The 14,650-nt window shown below is 68.0% G+C and carries 21 protein-coding genes; 7 read left to right on the top strand and 14 right to left on the bottom strand.

Annotated features, from left to right (window positions below; all coding sequences use genetic code 11):
- Window positions 1–76 precede the first annotated feature (76 nt).
- The 6 genes from VGS97_RS25185 to VGS97_RS25160 all read right to left on the bottom strand — a co-directional run bounded on the left by VGS97_RS25185 (window position 77) and on the right by VGS97_RS25160 (window position 3,289).
- On the bottom strand, window positions 77–691 hold the full coding sequence (locus VGS97_RS25185) for a BRO family protein (RefSeq protein ID WP_326856131.1): 615 nt from the start codon (window positions 689–691) through the stop codon (window positions 77–79).
- A 38-nt stretch (window positions 692–729) separates the two neighbouring features.
- Complete coding sequence (locus VGS97_RS25180; protein WP_326856130.1) at window positions 730–1,458, bottom strand: hypothetical protein; 729 nt, start codon at window positions 1,456–1,458, stop codon at window positions 730–732.
- A 102-nt stretch (window positions 1,459–1,560) separates the two neighbouring features.
- Window positions 1,561–1,899 (bottom strand): hypothetical protein, encoded by a 339-nt coding sequence (locus VGS97_RS25175; protein ID WP_326856129.1) that lies wholly within the window; start codon window positions 1,897–1,899, stop codon window positions 1,561–1,563.
- 51 nt (window positions 1,900–1,950) lie between these two features.
- A complete protein-coding gene (locus VGS97_RS25170) occupies window positions 1,951–2,541 on the bottom strand; it encodes a hypothetical protein (protein ID WP_326856128.1) in 591 nt (196 codons plus the stop codon).
- The gene (locus VGS97_RS25165; RefSeq protein WP_326856127.1) at window positions 2,538–2,942 is read right to left on the bottom strand and encodes a hypothetical protein; all 405 of its coding nucleotides are present in this window, start codon (window positions 2,940–2,942) and stop codon (window positions 2,538–2,540) included. The genes VGS97_RS25170 and VGS97_RS25165 overlap by 4 nt, the downstream gene beginning before the upstream one ends.
- A gap of 53 nt (window positions 2,943–2,995) precedes the next feature.
- On the bottom strand, window positions 2,996–3,289 hold the full coding sequence (locus tag VGS97_RS25160; RefSeq protein WP_326856126.1) for an excisionase family DNA-binding protein: 294 nt from the start codon (window positions 3,287–3,289) through the stop codon (window positions 2,996–2,998).
- Window positions 3,290–3,405: 116 nt separating this feature from the next.
- On the opposite strand from VGS97_RS25160, the gene VGS97_RS25155 reads away from it, so the two are divergent.
- The 5 genes from VGS97_RS25155 (at window position 3,406) to VGS97_RS25135 (ending at window position 7,815) form a co-directional block, all read left to right on the top strand.
- A complete protein-coding gene (locus VGS97_RS25155) occupies window positions 3,406–3,690 on the top strand; it encodes a hypothetical protein (protein WP_326856125.1) in 285 nt (94 codons plus the stop codon).
- Window positions 3,691–3,695: 5 nt separating this feature from the next.
- Window positions 3,696–4,193, top strand: coding sequence for a hypothetical protein (locus tag VGS97_RS25150; protein WP_326856124.1), 498 nt, complete (start codon window positions 3,696–3,698; stop codon window positions 4,191–4,193).
- Window positions 4,190–5,083 (top strand): hypothetical protein, encoded by an 894-nt coding sequence (locus VGS97_RS25145; RefSeq protein ID WP_326856123.1) that lies wholly within the window; start codon window positions 4,190–4,192, stop codon window positions 5,081–5,083. Before VGS97_RS25150 ends, VGS97_RS25145 begins: the two co-directional genes overlap by 4 nt.
- Before the next feature lie 151 nt (window positions 5,084–5,234).
- A complete protein-coding gene (locus VGS97_RS25140) occupies window positions 5,235–5,441 on the top strand; it encodes a hypothetical protein (RefSeq protein ID WP_326856122.1) in 207 nt (68 codons plus the stop codon).
- A 1-nt stretch (window position 5,442) separates the two neighbouring features.
- On the top strand, window positions 5,443–7,815 hold the full coding sequence (locus VGS97_RS25135; protein WP_326856121.1) for a carbohydrate binding domain-containing protein: 2,373 nt from the start codon (window positions 5,443–5,445) through the stop codon (window positions 7,813–7,815).
- Between the two features lie 54 nt (window positions 7,816–7,869).
- On the opposite strand, the gene VGS97_RS25130 is transcribed toward VGS97_RS25135, so the two are convergent.
- From VGS97_RS25130 to VGS97_RS25115, 4 genes are read right to left on the bottom strand one after another with little or no spacing between them, the layout of a single operon-like run.
- A complete protein-coding gene (locus tag VGS97_RS25130; protein WP_326856120.1) occupies window positions 7,870–8,397 on the bottom strand; it encodes a hypothetical protein in 528 nt (175 codons plus the stop codon).
- Window positions 8,398–8,430: 33 nt separating this feature from the next.
- Entirely contained in the window at window positions 8,431–8,616 is a 186-nt protein-coding gene (locus VGS97_RS25125) for a hypothetical protein (RefSeq protein WP_326856119.1), read from the bottom strand.
- A 20-nt stretch (window positions 8,617–8,636) separates the two neighbouring features.
- The gene (locus tag VGS97_RS25120) at window positions 8,637–8,822 is read right to left on the bottom strand and encodes a hypothetical protein (RefSeq protein ID WP_326856118.1); all 186 of its coding nucleotides are present in this window, start codon (window positions 8,820–8,822) and stop codon (window positions 8,637–8,639) included.
- The gene (locus VGS97_RS25115) at window positions 8,819–9,088 is read right to left on the bottom strand and encodes a hypothetical protein (RefSeq protein WP_326856117.1); all 270 of its coding nucleotides are present in this window, start codon (window positions 9,086–9,088) and stop codon (window positions 8,819–8,821) included. The genes VGS97_RS25120 and VGS97_RS25115 overlap by 4 nt, the downstream gene beginning before the upstream one ends.
- Before the next feature lie 175 nt (window positions 9,089–9,263).
- Between VGS97_RS25115 and VGS97_RS25110 the strand changes: the two genes are divergently transcribed.
- Entirely contained in the window at window positions 9,264–10,649 is a 1,386-nt protein-coding gene (locus VGS97_RS25110; protein ID WP_326856116.1) for a hypothetical protein, read from the top strand.
- On the opposite strand, the gene VGS97_RS25105 is transcribed toward VGS97_RS25110, so the two are convergent.
- From VGS97_RS25105 to VGS97_RS25090, 4 genes are all read right to left on the bottom strand, one after another.
- Complete coding sequence (locus VGS97_RS25105; protein WP_326856115.1) at window positions 10,606–11,166, bottom strand: NUDIX hydrolase; 561 nt, start codon at window positions 11,164–11,166, stop codon at window positions 10,606–10,608. The genes VGS97_RS25110 and VGS97_RS25105 overlap by 44 nt on opposite strands.
- Window positions 11,167–11,224: 58 nt before the next feature.
- Window positions 11,225–11,830 (bottom strand): hypothetical protein, encoded by a 606-nt coding sequence (locus tag VGS97_RS25100; protein WP_326856114.1) that lies wholly within the window; start codon window positions 11,828–11,830, stop codon window positions 11,225–11,227.
- Between the two features lie 148 nt (window positions 11,831–11,978).
- Window positions 11,979–12,722, bottom strand: a complete 744-nt coding sequence (locus VGS97_RS25095) for a DUF2637 domain-containing protein (protein WP_326856113.1) — start codon at window positions 12,720–12,722, stop codon at window positions 11,979–11,981.
- A 1-nt stretch (window position 12,723) separates the two neighbouring features.
- Window positions 12,724–13,191 carry a hypothetical protein gene (locus VGS97_RS25090; RefSeq protein ID WP_326856112.1) on the bottom strand — a complete coding sequence of 156 codons (468 nt, stop codon included), beginning with the start codon at window positions 13,189–13,191 and terminating at the stop codon, window positions 12,724–12,726.
- 185 nt (window positions 13,192–13,376) lie between these two features.
- Here VGS97_RS25090 and VGS97_RS25085 point away from each other — a divergent pair, with 185 nt between their 5' ends.
- Complete coding sequence (locus tag VGS97_RS25085) at window positions 13,377–14,543, top strand: lactate 2-monooxygenase (RefSeq protein WP_326856111.1); 1,167 nt, start codon at window positions 13,377–13,379, stop codon at window positions 14,541–14,543.
- Window positions 14,544–14,650: the final 107 nt, after the last annotated feature.

Here is a 14,650-nt window from a genome sequence, read left to right as displayed (position 1 = left end):
AAGGAATTGGCATGGACCACCTTAAGCGCCCGAGCGATCCGTCCGCAGTGCCCGCCCCCGACTCGCCGGACGTTGCTCAGCCGGACCCGTCGCACGCGCCGAACCGCCCGCGTCGGCCAGTCGCAGTGCCCTGGACTGTGGCGGCCGGGGTCGTCGTCGCGCTGCACGGTCCGATCGCCCCGATAGTCGTCCCCGTCGCGTTCGGTGCGGCGCTGGTCATCGTGGCGCGGGGAGGCGGTAGGCGCGACTGACGGGCCGCGCGGGAGCCGATGAAGACGGTCGTGGCTGACGCGACCACGACCGTCTTCAGGTCGGCCGTCAAGATGGCCGTCGTGGAGAACCGGCTCGGCGTGGTGATGTCGGGCAGGTCGATCGGCAGCGCCGTCTCAGCCTCGCGGGTCTTCACCGCGAAGTACGTTTGCGCGGCAGCCACTTCGGGCTTGCGGGGGTCGCCGTTCTGAGCGGTCAGGTAGCACGCATAGCGGGACAGGTGGACGTCGAGCGCGTCGGGGCCGCTAGCTGCAACTTTATGGGCGTCCATAAAGTGCTCGTCAGGGTCCATGCCGCTGCCCTTGCACGCGACACGTGCCCGCTCGATGGCCCGCGTGAAGTCTTGCCACTTGGTGTAGCCCATCAGCGGCATGAGGTCGCGTGCGGACCAGTACTCGCGGCCGTCGTCGTCGATGCACATGATCGCGTCGACCTGAGCGCGCTTCGCCGCGTGGTGCGTCAGACGGTGAACGTTTGGATGCCGATTTCCTGCATGTACTTGCTCCACTCGTCCGGTTCGAGGGCGCGAACCGGCATCATGATCGGCTTAGGCTTGACGCCGTCGGCGACAACCGTCACGACGATCAGTGGCTGGGTACTCGCTGGATCGACCTGAGCATCGATCAACGTGAACTCGCGCAGGACCCTGGCTACGCCTTCATGGACGAGCTGATCCGCTCCGCCGTCCCACTGGAACGCGGTGGCGCCGACCATGTTCGCCGAGGAGATGACCAACCATCCCGGCACCGGCTGCACGTTCATGAAGCCTCGAAGCCTGATTTGGACGCTGGCGTTGCGGGCGGAGTACTTCGACCGGTTGTAGACCACGACGCGGGCGCGGTTCTGTTTGAACGGCTCGATCGGGCGCCAACTCGTTCCGGGCAGCGGAGTGCCTAGCTTGAATACCGGCTCGTTCGGCTTGGAGTAGTTGAACGTAAGCTCGACATGAAGGTCGGCCGTACCGCTCGCCGCCCAGTACGCAGACAAGGCCAAGACCGTGGCGACGAGCCCGGCAAATAACGCGTCGGCCGTCAATGCGACTGTGACGGTGACACCGCGATCGTGTGTGCCAAGCCCGAGCGTCCACCCGGCGTAGGCCATCGCGACGATTACGACGCTCCCGACTATGACCACGACCGTCCCGACGACAACCCATTGCCGCAGGGACACCTGACGTAGACGCTTCATGGCCGGAGCATGTCAGAGCACGTCGCGCAGCGCGCCCATGTTCGCGAAGTTCGTTTGCGCGGTGGCAACTGCGTCCCAGTGACCAGCACAAACGCCGAGCTGTCAGCGTGCTGAGGGCTGGCCGGCCGGTGCACCCAACGCTTCGACGCGGTTGGCGATGCGCCGGGCCGATGCGGCGAGCGTTCGGTTCGGCCATGCGTTGGCGGCGACGACACGGCCGAGCGTTCCGAGGTAGTTCAGCGCGTCGCTGTCGGTCCGGTCGAAGAGCAGACGGAACTGTGCGCGGTCGCCGTGACGGCGGCGGGAAGCGTCGTCGAGCAGTTCGACAAGTCGTCGCCCAGCGGGGTCATCGACGCTGCGGAGCGCGGGAAGCACGGCTCTGACAAAGGTCGCCGAGACCGACACGACGACCGCGCTGCCGATGGTCGTCGGGATCGTCACGGCGACCTCCGATTACGAATCAAGGCTCGGATACTCACAACATAATCGGGATTATGAGGGGTCTGACAGTTGGGCATCGTCCTGGCCGGTCAATGCCTGTGCGGACGGTCCGGACGCAATGCCGCGTGCGTCGGCCAACTGGTCCAGCAGTCCGGCAATCTCGGCGTCCAGCTCGCTCGCCGACCGCATTTCGATCTTCGCTGGGGCGTCCACACCGTGCAGCTTCGCCCGGCGCTCCATGATCTTCAGCAGCCGGTCCACGGCCTGCAGGCGCGGCATGTCGTCCAGGAGCGGATCGCCGGTCGCCGGGTCGCGTGCCACCTGCCCGCCGGAGCCGGTCACGAGATGACGCGTGCCGAGGATCGTCAGGCACACCATGGTCAGTTGATCCAACTGCGCATCCATCAGCGTGCGCAGCTCGTCGGCCGGTTCGCGTACTGTGTCGCGCAACGCCCGTTCCACAGCTGACCGCGCGCTCGACGCGTCCGCTAGCCCCAGCTCGCGGGCGATGCGCGGATAGGACATCCCTTGGCTGCGCAGACGGCACGCCTTCGCGTCACGCTCCGCCGTAGCCAGTGAGCGGGTGAACTTCCCGTCGCCGCCGCGCACTAGGGCGCGGCCATCCTTGGTGTCGGCCGTCACAGTCGGCTCATCTCGGTGACGCCGCTGATCAGCTCACTGTCGAGCCGGATCGCCTTTTGAGCTGTGGCAACGGCAGCATCGTACGCGTATTCGGATATGGATTTGCCTTCGATGCGTGCCATCAGGATTCTGCGGTACACCTCGGGTCGGGCCAGCCGAGCAGCCCATGCCTCGCATCCGGTGAACGATTCGAGGTTGAGCGGATCATCGATGACCGATTCGACGATGCCGATATCCACCAGGGCGCCGATACGTTCATCGTCGGCGGTTTCGGCTTCTGTCGCCGACCGGGCACTCTCGGCATGGATTTCGGCGAGGGCGAGATCAGTGTTCGCTACGATCCACCGTTCCAACACGTTCGCCACGATGTCCATTGCGTCAGCTTCGTCGAGTGCGGTCATCGCGTTAGCCCTTATTGCTTTTGCTGATTTCCGGAGCGCTTCCGGGCTGCGGTTCACAAGGTCACCGCTTTCGCATGCACGGCGGCGAGCGACTTCTGGATTTCGTCGATCTGGTTTCCGTAACGCTCGATCTGCGCGCTCAGGGTGGCGAGGTCAGCGCGCACGTCACGGTATCCGTCGGTGTCCGTGACGGCCTTGACCATGACGGCCGACCGGGGGATGCGCACAGTGCGGCCGAGCCGTTGGGCGGGCAATTCGCCGACGCGGACCGCTTTCCGGATCGTGTCAACACTCACCGCGAGCAATGCGGCCGCTTCTGCGATAGTCACTGAGCCTTCGTCGGCCATTGCTTTCCCTCCGTCGTTTCGTCGAACGACTGTTCCCAACAATGCTAGCCTGTGCTGAGAGTGGTTTTCACGGCTGCGCATTGTGCGGGAGGTCTGTGGGTAAGGCGAATGGCGGCGTGGCTGTCGCGACGCTGCGAAAGATTGCGCAGCCGCCCGCGCGAAAAGCGGCGGCGAATACGTATCGGTACGCCTGGGAACGTGGCCCGGCGTATTCGGATGACCCGGCCGTGCGTGAACGCGCGTGGCAGGCCGAGAACGCCGGACCGGTGACGAAGAGTGCGTCGGTCGGGGACCGATCGCAGACGGTTGCGGCGCTGCTGGAAGTGGCGCGCACCGACCCGGACCCTGGACAGCGGGAAGCTGCATGGGCCGCGCTCGACGAGCTGACCAAGGCACGGTGAGATCAATGTTCGAAATCACAGAGCAGGCGCGCGCCGAGGTCGAGAAGCGCAGGCAGAAGAAGGAACGTGTGCACGTCGGCGGGACGCCCGCGCACGCGGCGGCCGAAGCCCACGTCGAAGCCGATCGTAAGGCGACGCGGACACCCATGGCTGAATCGGCGAAGGATCGCCACGACGTGCGTCACCCGACGTCGGGTCAGTTCATGCCGGGAACTAAGCACCCGTACTTAACCGATGGGCATGCGGCCGATTCGCCCGGCAACGCGCCCGCGACACCGCGCAGCGAACCCGCGCCATCGTTCCCTGTGCCGGTGATCACACCGAGCCCGGACGTGGTCGTCCACCAGTTGACCGGCTCGGACCACCCGGAGCGGTGGGTTCACGACGGCAACGTTCCTGTTCAGCGGCTTTCATTTGCTGATCCGCCGGTCCCGCTCAGCCCGTCGCCTCAGCAGTTGCCGTTCCACACTGCACCGATCAGCCCGACGGGGAGCGCCCGATGATCCTGACCGATGCCGTGTTCGACTCGTTGCCGCCTGAGGTGCGCGCCGCGTTCGATGCGAACCCTGGGCTTCGCGATGTCCTGGCCGGGGTGATGGAGTCGGCGGTTCCGGCCGAACTGACCGCGATGCTTACCCGCGCCGAGGCCGCGCAGTTCCAGCAGAGGGCCGCCGATCTTCTCGACCAGGCGGACCGCATCGACCATCAGGCCACGCTCGCCGGGGTGTCGGCGAAGGCTGACGCCGCGCTGGCGCAGACCGAGGACGACGCCGATCGGCTGGCGGCGGAGCTGAAAGCCCTGGTCGAAGCTGAACGCGACGCCGCCGACAAGTCCGGCGCGGCGGCCGACCATGCGCGCGAGCTGGCCGAACTCGCCGAGGACTTGGCGTCGCAGGGCGCTGACCCGGCGCAGCAGACGGACGCGATCGTGCGCCGGGACGCTGCCCGGCAAGTGGCCGACCGGTTCCACCAGGTCGCCGAACGCACCACGGCGCGCCGGGTGACCGGCGAGGCGGACCTCACGGCCGCGCGCGGCGCTGTGCGTCAGGCCAAGGCGGCGGCGAAGACGGCGCACGACGCCGAGTCGAGCCCCGGTACCGCACCGCTGACGTGGTGGACGCTACAGCTCGACGGTATCCGTCGCCTGATGGCCGGTCAGCTCAAGGCGGCCGACGACAAGGCGTTGGCCAGCGAGTTGGTCGAACAGGCGGCCGTGGCGGCTGGCGTGGACAAGCTGTTCGCCGCGCGCACCCGACAGAAGCTGGCCGACGATGAGCGGGCGCGCGTGTCGCAGCGGCTTCTAGCGCCGGTCCCGACGGGCAACCGCGACGCGTCCACGATCGTGGCGCCGCCCGGTGTCGGACCGATAGCCCCGCTGGCCGGCAGTCGCTGACCTGCGGTAATGACTCCGGGAACCGCAGCCTCCCGGACGCGCGGAGCTCCCCGCGCAACAGGCGCCACCCGGTCGGGGACTCTCCCTCCGGCGACCGGGTGGCGTCGGCTGCATATCAACTTTCGGTAACGCGAACGGCCAGGTGGACGCGGTGAGGGTGATGCAGGTGCTTGCGGAGAGCAAGCCTGAGGACGACGCGGACCGCGAGGAAATCAGGATTCTGCTGGCTATCGCGAAGTCCGCGTGCCCGGCGCTGCTCGCCGACGAGCTGGTGACAATGTCCTGTCATCTGCTCCCACAGCTCCGGCGGTTCGACCGCGAACTGATCGTGGACGTCGCCGAGCGGATGACCGGCTGAGATGGCGACTCCAAAGTGGTCTGCGCCGCGTTCAGGGCTGTTGGGCGACAACGGCGCGACGAACACGCAAGACCAGCTCAACCAGCTCTTGGGCACGCACGACATCACCCCGATCTATCAGGGCACGTCGGTACTCACGCCGCAAGGGTCGGGCGGCGACGGGTGGACGCACGCACTCGGTATTGAGGACATAGACCAGCCCTTCACGGTGGATATTGAGGACGTAGACCAGCCTTTCACGCTGGTCGGGACCACCGTCGGGCGCGTCGCCATCCCCGTGTTGCCGGTCGGCGACGGCGCGGACCTGATCGTCTCCTTGTGCAGCGACAGCGGCGGAGCGCCTGGCTCGGTGATCACGCAGACGAAGATCCCGGCGAACTGGATCACCTCGCTCGCCGCTGTGGCCGGGGTCGCCGGTCCCACATCACAGGCCCCGATCACGGTGTACACGGGTAGCCCGCTCGCGACGGCGGCGTTCAACGTGCTCAACCTTGGCGCGACCTCGCAGGTTCCGTGGCCGCTGCCCGCTGTCCAAGCCGCCGGGAGCGCGGTGTATCCGTCCGCCGTCGCGGTCGGCGGCTATCTGGTGCTGGTCGGTGGCGTGAACACGGCGGGCGGTACAACGTCGTTCAACAACGTATTTACGATCACTGCGGACGCGGACGGCAACGCCTCGCCCGCCGTGCCGCAACCTGCCTTCCCGACCACGATTAACCTCTCAACGCTCGCGGCCTCGACCGACCCGGCGAGCGGTGAGGTCACGATCATCAGCACGGGCGGCCAGATCCCGACCCCCGCTTCGGGGCCGAGCCCGCACGTGTTCACCGCGTCGTTGGACACTGCCACGGGCACGGTGGGCGCGTGGAATCAGCAAGCTGACTTGCCGATCCCGGTCGTCAACCACGGGTGCGCTGCCGTCAACGGGTTCGCGTATGCGGTCGGCGGCACCACGACCGGCAGCGCGACGACGCGGAACGTGTACTACGGCCCGTTGCAGAACGGCCAGATCACCACCTGGACGGCGACCACGCCGCTGCCGGTCACGCCGCTGCCCGGCGTGAACGTCCAGGTAGCGGCGCTGGACAGTGTCGTCCTGCTCAACTACTGGGACAGCAACGGCTTGCTGCGGTCGCTCTACGCACCGGCGAACGCGAACGGCACGCTCGGCACCTGGCAATCGTTGCCCGCCGTACCCGACAACACGACGTCGGGTTTCCCCGGAAACTCCCTGCTGGCCGTCGGCAATTACGGGGTGTTCGACAACTGGGGCGACAAGTTCACGCTGCTGTCGGTCACGCCGAACGGGCCAGGGCTCCAGTGGTACGCCAACCCGTTCTCCACCGGCCCAATATTCAGCTTCGGCGACTGGCACTTTTTTGCGCCGGGGGACGATGGAAGCTGGCAGTTCTATATGTTCGGAGTGCCAGTCTCCCCCTCCGCGCAGACCTCTTACGTGACTGGGCAGATGCGCCTGACGCCGTCCATCTCGATACCGCTTCCCGCCGTCGGCCTGACGAACGGCGCGACGTACCACGTCCTGATGCAGCAGGCGGGCGGCACGCTGAACGACTATCTGTGGCTGATGGACGACTTCAACGTGTTCCCCGGCAATCCGACGGCCCTGTTCCGAGACAGCGACCACCCGGCATGGCACGCAGGTTCCACCGGTCACGCGATCCCGATTCAGGTCTTTGACAAGTCGGCGACCGGCCCGCTGTGGCACCTCTGGGACGACGGCGGCGCCCGGATCACGACCAGCGTGCAGTCCACCACGCCAGGCCAAAACATCCTCGGCGTGCTGGAAGCCACCATGCAGCCCGGCCCGGTACTGAATCAGTGGCCTACGTTCGCGGACGGCATCGGCCCCTGGCATCCGACCGGCGCGACACTGACCACGTCCGCCGCGCAGACACAGGGCAACCTGCCGCTCTCCGCGCTGCTGACGCCGTCCGGGTCGGCAACGCTTGCATACGCCGAATCGGACCTTGTGCCGATCCAGCAGGGCCACCAGTACATCCTGAGTGCTTGGTACTACAGCCCGACGGGGTATAGCGACGTCAACCTGTCCGCCAACTGGTTCTCCGGGGGCGGCGGCTACATATCGACCACGTCCGGCACGTCGGCGGCCATCCCGGCGAACACCTGGACGTTCGTGCAAACAACAGTGACGGCGAATATCGTCACCGCCGCCTTCCTCGACATCGTCGCCATCGAAGGCTCCACCCCGCCCGCGACCGCGCTGCTGTATATCTCTGCCGCGACCGTGCAGGACGTCAGCGGCCCGCAGGTGTCCACCGTCACCGGCGTGACCTACGGGGGTTCGTGGCCGTCGCCGTCCGCCCGTCCGCCGCTCGGCACCGTGACGCTGGCGTGATACGACAGCGCCCGCCGGATCGTGGGGTTCCGGCGGGCGCTGGTCTCGGGTACGTCAGTCGGCAAGTGCGGCTTGATACGCCTTCGCTTGGTCCGGGGTGAGCACTTCCGAGACGCGCAGCAGCACGTCACCGGACACGTAGTCGTACTCGGTGCCGAGCATCGGCATCGACTTCTCGGCGCCCTGGATGTACTGCTCGCGCGCCGTGGCCTCAGCGCCGGTGGCGAACACCTCGACGCTGCCGCCCAGGTCCACCGAGCCCGCCGAGGTGTCGCGCGCGTCGGACGGCTTCACGCGCGTGTCGATGAACGCGGCTTTGGACGTGTACCCGTTGGGTCGGCCGAGCAGGTGGTTTGGATCGTTGGCCGCCGTGTACACGGTCACCGCGCCGACCGGCAGGCGCGCGGCTTTCAGTTTTGTCACCACGCCTGCCGCGTCCAGCGCGGTCGGCGTGGTGGGGCTCGCGCTGGCCGGACTGGACATCGCTGCCGCGTTGGCGGCGGGCGTGGTCGGGGTCGGCGTGGTCGAGCAGGCCGCCATCAGCGGGATGACGGCGAGAAGCATGACGGTTCGACGTTTCAAGGTTCCCCCTGGTCAGGATTTCATGAACGGACGTTACGGGCTGGCGGGCCGCCGGTTCGGCAGTTCGCCGGATTGTGACCGCCGTGGCCTGCCCGTGGGGTGCGCTTCGGCGAGTCGGTGAAGCCGTTCGAGCCCTGCGAGCACGCGCTCCAGAAGCGCGGCGTCGGGCGGCGCGTGGGCCGGAACCCACGCGTACGGCAGGTGCGGGTCATCGACCATCTCAGCGAGTCCTGACCCGGTCACGGTCCGTCCGCCAACCGGTCGGCAGCCCACAGCGCGAGCGCGCGCAACGCGGCCGGGGGAAGCGGCTCATGCCCGTACTTCTCCCGGTCACGCCACACGTCCAAGACCTCGCCGCCCAGCTCGACGGCGAACGGGAACAGGAGTGTCTTCAGCTCTTCGAACGTGTCCTTGAGGTCGCTCATCGGTCGGCCCGGTACGCGACGTAGGCCCAGTGATATCCCTGGTCGGCTGCCAGGGACTTGCCGTCCTTCAGGTCCAGCGGACATGTCGGCCCGGACACGCGGTCGGTTTGCACGAAGTCCCATAGGCCGCGCGACGGCGCTTGTCCGGCCTTGGACACGGCGCGGTTTTGGTCGGCTTCAGTAACACCCCACACGAGCAGACGGACCGGCGTCGCGCCGGGACGTGTCGTTGCGTGCGGTGGCATGGCGGTGTGCACGGCGTCCATGACCTCACACAACCGCGACCGGCACCGCAGGTCACCGCGTGCGTTGCCGCGTGGGGCGTGAATCGGGGGTGTGAATGCGAGCGCAGAGACACAGATGGGCGACGGCCCGTGATCTCAGGGTCGTGAGTGTCTACGCTTTGTGTAGACCACCGGGCCGGACCGCACGGGAGGCCGCATGCCCGCGAAGACGCCTAACGCACACCTCGCCGACCACCTCGCCGAAGCGGGGATCAGTCGCGGCGGGTTGGCGCACCGGATCAACACCCTTGCCGTGCGGCGAGGTCTGCCCGCTCCCCGCTTCAACCACGCGTCCGTGGCGCGGTGGCTGCGCGGAGAGCAGCCGCGCGGGCGTACGCCCGACCTGATCGCCGAAGTACTGTCCGTGCCGTTGGGCCGCACGGTCACGCGGGCGGACATCGGGATGCGCTCCGCGTTGCCGGTGGCGGACTTGGGGCTGAGCTTCGAGAGCGACTTGAACACGGCGGTCGTGGCCGCTTCCGACCTGTACGCGACTGATGCGCACCGGCGGGCGACGCTGACCCGGTCGGCGTACACGTCGGTCGGGTTCGTCGTACCGGCCATCCGATGGATGACCGCACCGGCTGCCGACCTGATGGACCGGGCTGGTTCCCGGCGTGTCGGCGGCGCGAACATCATCGCCATCCGGGAAGTGACCTCCACCTTCCGGCGGCTCGACAACATGTTCGGGGGCGGATATGCCCGTTCCACCGTCGTGCAGTACCTCGCCGACGAAGTCAGCCCGCTGTTGCGGCACGGCGCGTACACCGCCGACGTCGGGCGCGAGCTGTTCTCCGCCGCCGCCGAGATGACCTTGCTCGCGGGGTGGATGGCGTTCGACCTGGAGCAGCACCCGATCGCACAGCGGTATCTGATCCAAGCGCTCCGGCTGGCGCAAGCGGGCGGGGACGTCGCGCTAGGTGCCGAGACGTTGGCGGCGATGTCATGCCAGGCCGGGTATTTGGGCGAGGGCGCCGACGCGGTGGACATGGCGCGCGCCGCACACCGGTCGGCGCGCCGGTCCGGATCGGCGGCGCTGATGGCGGAAACGCTGGTGACCGAGGCGCACGGGCACGCGCTGACCGGGGACCAGCGTGCGTGCGCGGTCGCTCTGACGGGCGCTGAGACGGCGTTCGACCGGTCCCGGCCCGGTGGCGAACCGGCGTGGCTTCAATACTTCGACGGCGCGTACTTGTCCGCGAAGACCGGCCGCGCGTTGTTGGACGCGTCCGACGCGCCTCGATCGGCGGACGCGATGCGGCTGTCGCTGGACATGAAAGGCGGGTTCGAACGCGGGCACGTGTTCAACCTGGCCCTCCTCGCCGGTGCGCTGCTGGACTCCGGCCGGGTCGATGAAGGGTGCGCGATCGCGTTGCACGCGATCGAATCGGCGGACGGCATCGCATCCGAGCGGGTCAACGGCGAGCTCGCGGCCGTCGCGGGACGGTTGGAACGCTACGGCGATTTCGCCCCGGCGCGGGAAGCGTTGGCGGCGTTGCCTACCGCACGCCGAGGCGGTCGCGGGCGGCGAGCAACCCGATGACCGAGGCCGCCCCGAGCGTCATCCCGCCGACCATGGCGGGCACGTCGGCCAGCGGCACCCACCGCACCGACTGAGCCTCGTTGACGTCGGTCGTGGCGCCGTCCACCGGGTGCGGGTCAAGCCCGAGATACACATGGTTGGGCGCGGACGCCGTACCGGTCATCGGCTCGAACGTGACCAGGTGCTCAACCTTCGACGGACGCCAACCCGTCTCTTCGACAGCTTCCCGCAGCGCTGCGTCGGCGGGGCTCTCGCCGGGGTTGAGGTAACCGCCTGGCACTTCCCACACCCACAGGTCGGGGATGAACCGGTGCCGCCGCATCATCAGCGCTTCCGCACGATCGTTGACGACAACGCACATAGCGGCAGCGTCTACACGAATCACGACCTGTTCGAACTGGACGCCGTCCGGCAGCGTCACGTGCGCGACGGTAAGCCGGGAGTGCTTGTTCACGGCCGCGTCGGGCAGCGCCACGGGTTGTTCGGTCACGATCCACTGCGTCGGGTCGGTAGTCACAGGACCCGAACCTACCTGAGGGCATTCCCGCCGTCGGTTAGACGAGCTGCAACCAGCGCTACCAAGCCTGAAAACGGGGCGGAACGCTCAACGGGACCTCGCTCTTGACGGTCCAGGGTTCGAAACCCTCGCGCGTGCATTTGAGAGTAAGGCGCAGCGGCGTGCCGTCCCATTGGTCGCGCCACGCCTGTGGGTCGCTGTACCAGTGCGGAGACAGCGTGACGTCTACAGCGAAAGGCCGGGATTCGCCGACGGGCAGTTCGAACGTGTCAACGGTGCGTCCGTCGGAGCTGCCGCCGTCCACGCCGCGCACGAATCGTAGGGGTCCCCAAATCTGCTGCCTGATTTCGTCGGCGGACACGCCGTTCTCGGCCGTGAGTTCGGCCCGGCCCGGCATGTCATCGCGGATGGTCATCTCGATCGTGTCCAGGTGACTGAGAGTCGTTGGACCTTCAAGACCGACGTAGAGGACGGTTCGGGTCATGCTTGGGTCCTTGAGCGTGATCTTGAACTTAGGCGTCATCTCCGCGTGCCAGCGATCCCGTTCGATAGATGTCAAAGCGGTGGCAGCTTTGTCGGAGCGCCCGGCCGCCTTCCACGATCCAACTGCGGCTACGGCGGCGACGAGGGTTCCACCGGCGCTGAGAGCGGCTTCCAGGTCCACGACGGCACCGTAGTTGTTTACGACGTGTGCCTGCCTACCCAATGCCGAAGCTTGTTGTTTCGCAGGCATAACAATTGCGTCGGCTCCACTCGATCCGGGTACGCGAACGCCCCGGCACCTATGTACCGGGGCGTCGCGTCGAGTGGGGTCAGTGGTGGGCGTACCCGTTGGCTAGGGCCACCTCAGCCTGTGGCTGTTGGGGGTGTAGCGGGTAGGTACGGGTACCCGACGGGGGGTCTGTGGGTAGTCCGGCGAGGTGGTCCCGGAGTCGCTGCGCCCGGTCCTGCCCGACCTTCAGTTCCTTCCGCAGTCGGGTGATACCCGCTGGCTTGCCCGTCGTCGCCCGGCTCTTGGCGTCCACCTGCCGGGCTTCGCGGACTAGGTCGGCCCATTCCTTCCCGTCGGCGTCGCGGGGTGTACGCGGCCGGGTAACTGGGGGATCGGACGGTGCGTTAGCCGCCAGTCGTGGCGCCTCGGCGGGTACGGGTACTGCGACCGGCACGGGTACGGGTACCGCATCGGGTACCCCGGAAGAGTCGTGGCTTAGCAGGGTGCACACCAGGAACGCCACGGCGGGCCACACGCCGAGGGATACGGCCACGAACCTGTCCGGGTTCTGCCACACGGCCGCGATGTTCGCCGCCAGGGACGCGGCCAGGCCGAGCAGAAACGCCCACCACGCGAGCCCGGTCGGCGCGGCCGACGATCGCGCGGCCATCAGCTTGCGGTACGCGGCGACGGTGAGCAGGTCCACGCTCAGCGGGTAGAGCCACGCTTTCCACCCGGCCTGCCCGTGCGCAGCGGCGAGGTCGTGGATGTGCGAGAACGACAGTGAGCCGGTCAGGACGGCTTGGAAGACTACGCCGTCGGTGAAGCGCCGCAGCTTGCCCACGTCACACCCCCGCGTTCAGCGTCGCGGCGGGGTGCGCGCAGGAGCCCGACGTCCCGGCGGGTAGCGGCAGGTTCGGCGCGTGCGGCAACGTGTCGCCGTCCGTGACGCGGATCGTCCAGCCGCAATCCGACGTGACGTGCAGTCGATGCTGGCCCGGATCGTCGCCCACGTATCCGGTGGCGGAACCGCCGGTCGCGTCCACGATCGCCACGCCGTCCACGGCGCCGCCGGACTCGATAACGCGGATCGGGCACTCAGCGCTGTAGCTGGCGGACCAGTTCGGCCCGGTCGTGAACACGGGCGACACGGTGTCGCCGTTGCCGGACAAGGTCAGCCCGGCGGGGGCGTGCGGCGTGGTCGCGACGACGACGGGAACGGTGATCGCGGCGGCGACGGCAGCGGCCGTCAGCGCGGTGAGCGCGAACCGGGTGCGGCGGGATGGTTGGTGAGTGTGCGCGGGGTCGTACATGGCTGTCTCCCTGGGTGAGGTCCGATCGGTCGCAGTGGTGCGGACCGACCGGTGGGCCTCGGGGCACACAGGGCACAGGCAGGGCACACGACGTTCGAAAACGACGGCAAACGATGGTGAACGTCGGATTACATCTCTGCACGTCACACGGCCTTTCGCCATGATCGTGCAGGTCAGAGAGCCATATGCAGCAGTACGAGATCTATCTCAACGGCTTGGCCGGAGCGGTACCGGGCCTGCCGACGGACCTGGCCCGGCTGGAGGAGCTGGCCGAGCGGCGGCTCGGGCCGGGGCCGTTCGGCTACGTCGCGGGCGGGGCGGGCGACGGGAAGACGGTGCGGGCCAACCGCGAGGCGCTGGACCGCTGGCGGATCGTGCCGCGGATGCTGCGCGACGTGCAGCGGCGTGACCTGTCCGTGGAGCTGTTCGGCACTCGCCTGCCCGCGCCGGTCGCGCTCGCACCGGTCGGCGTGCTGTCGATCATGCACGAGGACGCCGAGCCGGCCGCCGCTCGGGCGGCCGCCGCGCAGGGACTGCCGTTCGTGCTCTCGTCCGCGTCGAGCACGCCGCTGGAGCAAGTGGCGCAGGCGATGGACGACGTGAGCGAGGGCGCGGCGCGCTGGTTCCAGCTGTACTGGCCGAAGGACCGGGACGTGACCGTCAGCTTCCTGGCACGCGCGGCGGCGGCAGGCTACCGGGTGCTGGTCGTGACGCTGGACACGTGGCTGCTGGCCTGGCGGCCGCGCGACCTGGACCAGGCGTACCTGCCGTTTCTGCACGGGATCGGCACGGCGAACTATTTCACCGATCCGGCGTTCCAGGCCGGACTGGCCAAGCCGGTGCACGAGGATCCGAACGCCGCCGTGCTGCACTTCGCGCAGATGTTCGCCGATCCGTCGAAGACCTGGGAGGACCTGGCGTTCCTGCGCGAACACTGGGACGGCCCGATCGTGCTTAAGGGCATCCTGCACGCCGACGACGCGCGGCGCGCGGCCGATGCGGGGATGGACGGCGTCGTCGTCTCGAACCACGGTGGCCGACAGGTCAACGGCGCGATCGGCGCGGCCGACGCGCTGCCCGAAATCGTACGAGCGGTCGGTGACCGGCTGACCGTGCTGTTCGACAGCGGAGTGCGGACCGGCGACGACGTCTTCAAAGCGCTCGCACTCGGTGCGCAGGCCGTGCTGCTGGGCCGTCCGTACGCATACGGTCTCGGTCTGGATGGCCAGGCCGGAGTCGAGCACGTGCTGCGCTGCCTGCTGGCCGAGTTCGACCTGACGCTCGCCTTGTCCGGTTACACCGAACCCGGCCAGTTGACCATCGATGCGTTAACGCGCCCGGATGTGCGCTAGGGGCGCTGAAGGTCTTGGCCGGATCAGCGCAATAACCATCAGCGCCCGGATCGCAAGGCGCCGGCCGGACTGTGTTTGATTAACCGCGTGAGGCCAATCGCGCCCGG

Source organism: Actinocrinis sp., assembly GCF_035946395.1.
Classification (GTDB): Bacteria; Actinomycetota; Actinomycetes; order Streptomycetales; family Catenulisporaceae; genus Actinocrinis.
Note: the sequence above shows the minus strand (reverse complement) of the source record. Positions and strands in the feature narration are given on the sequence as shown.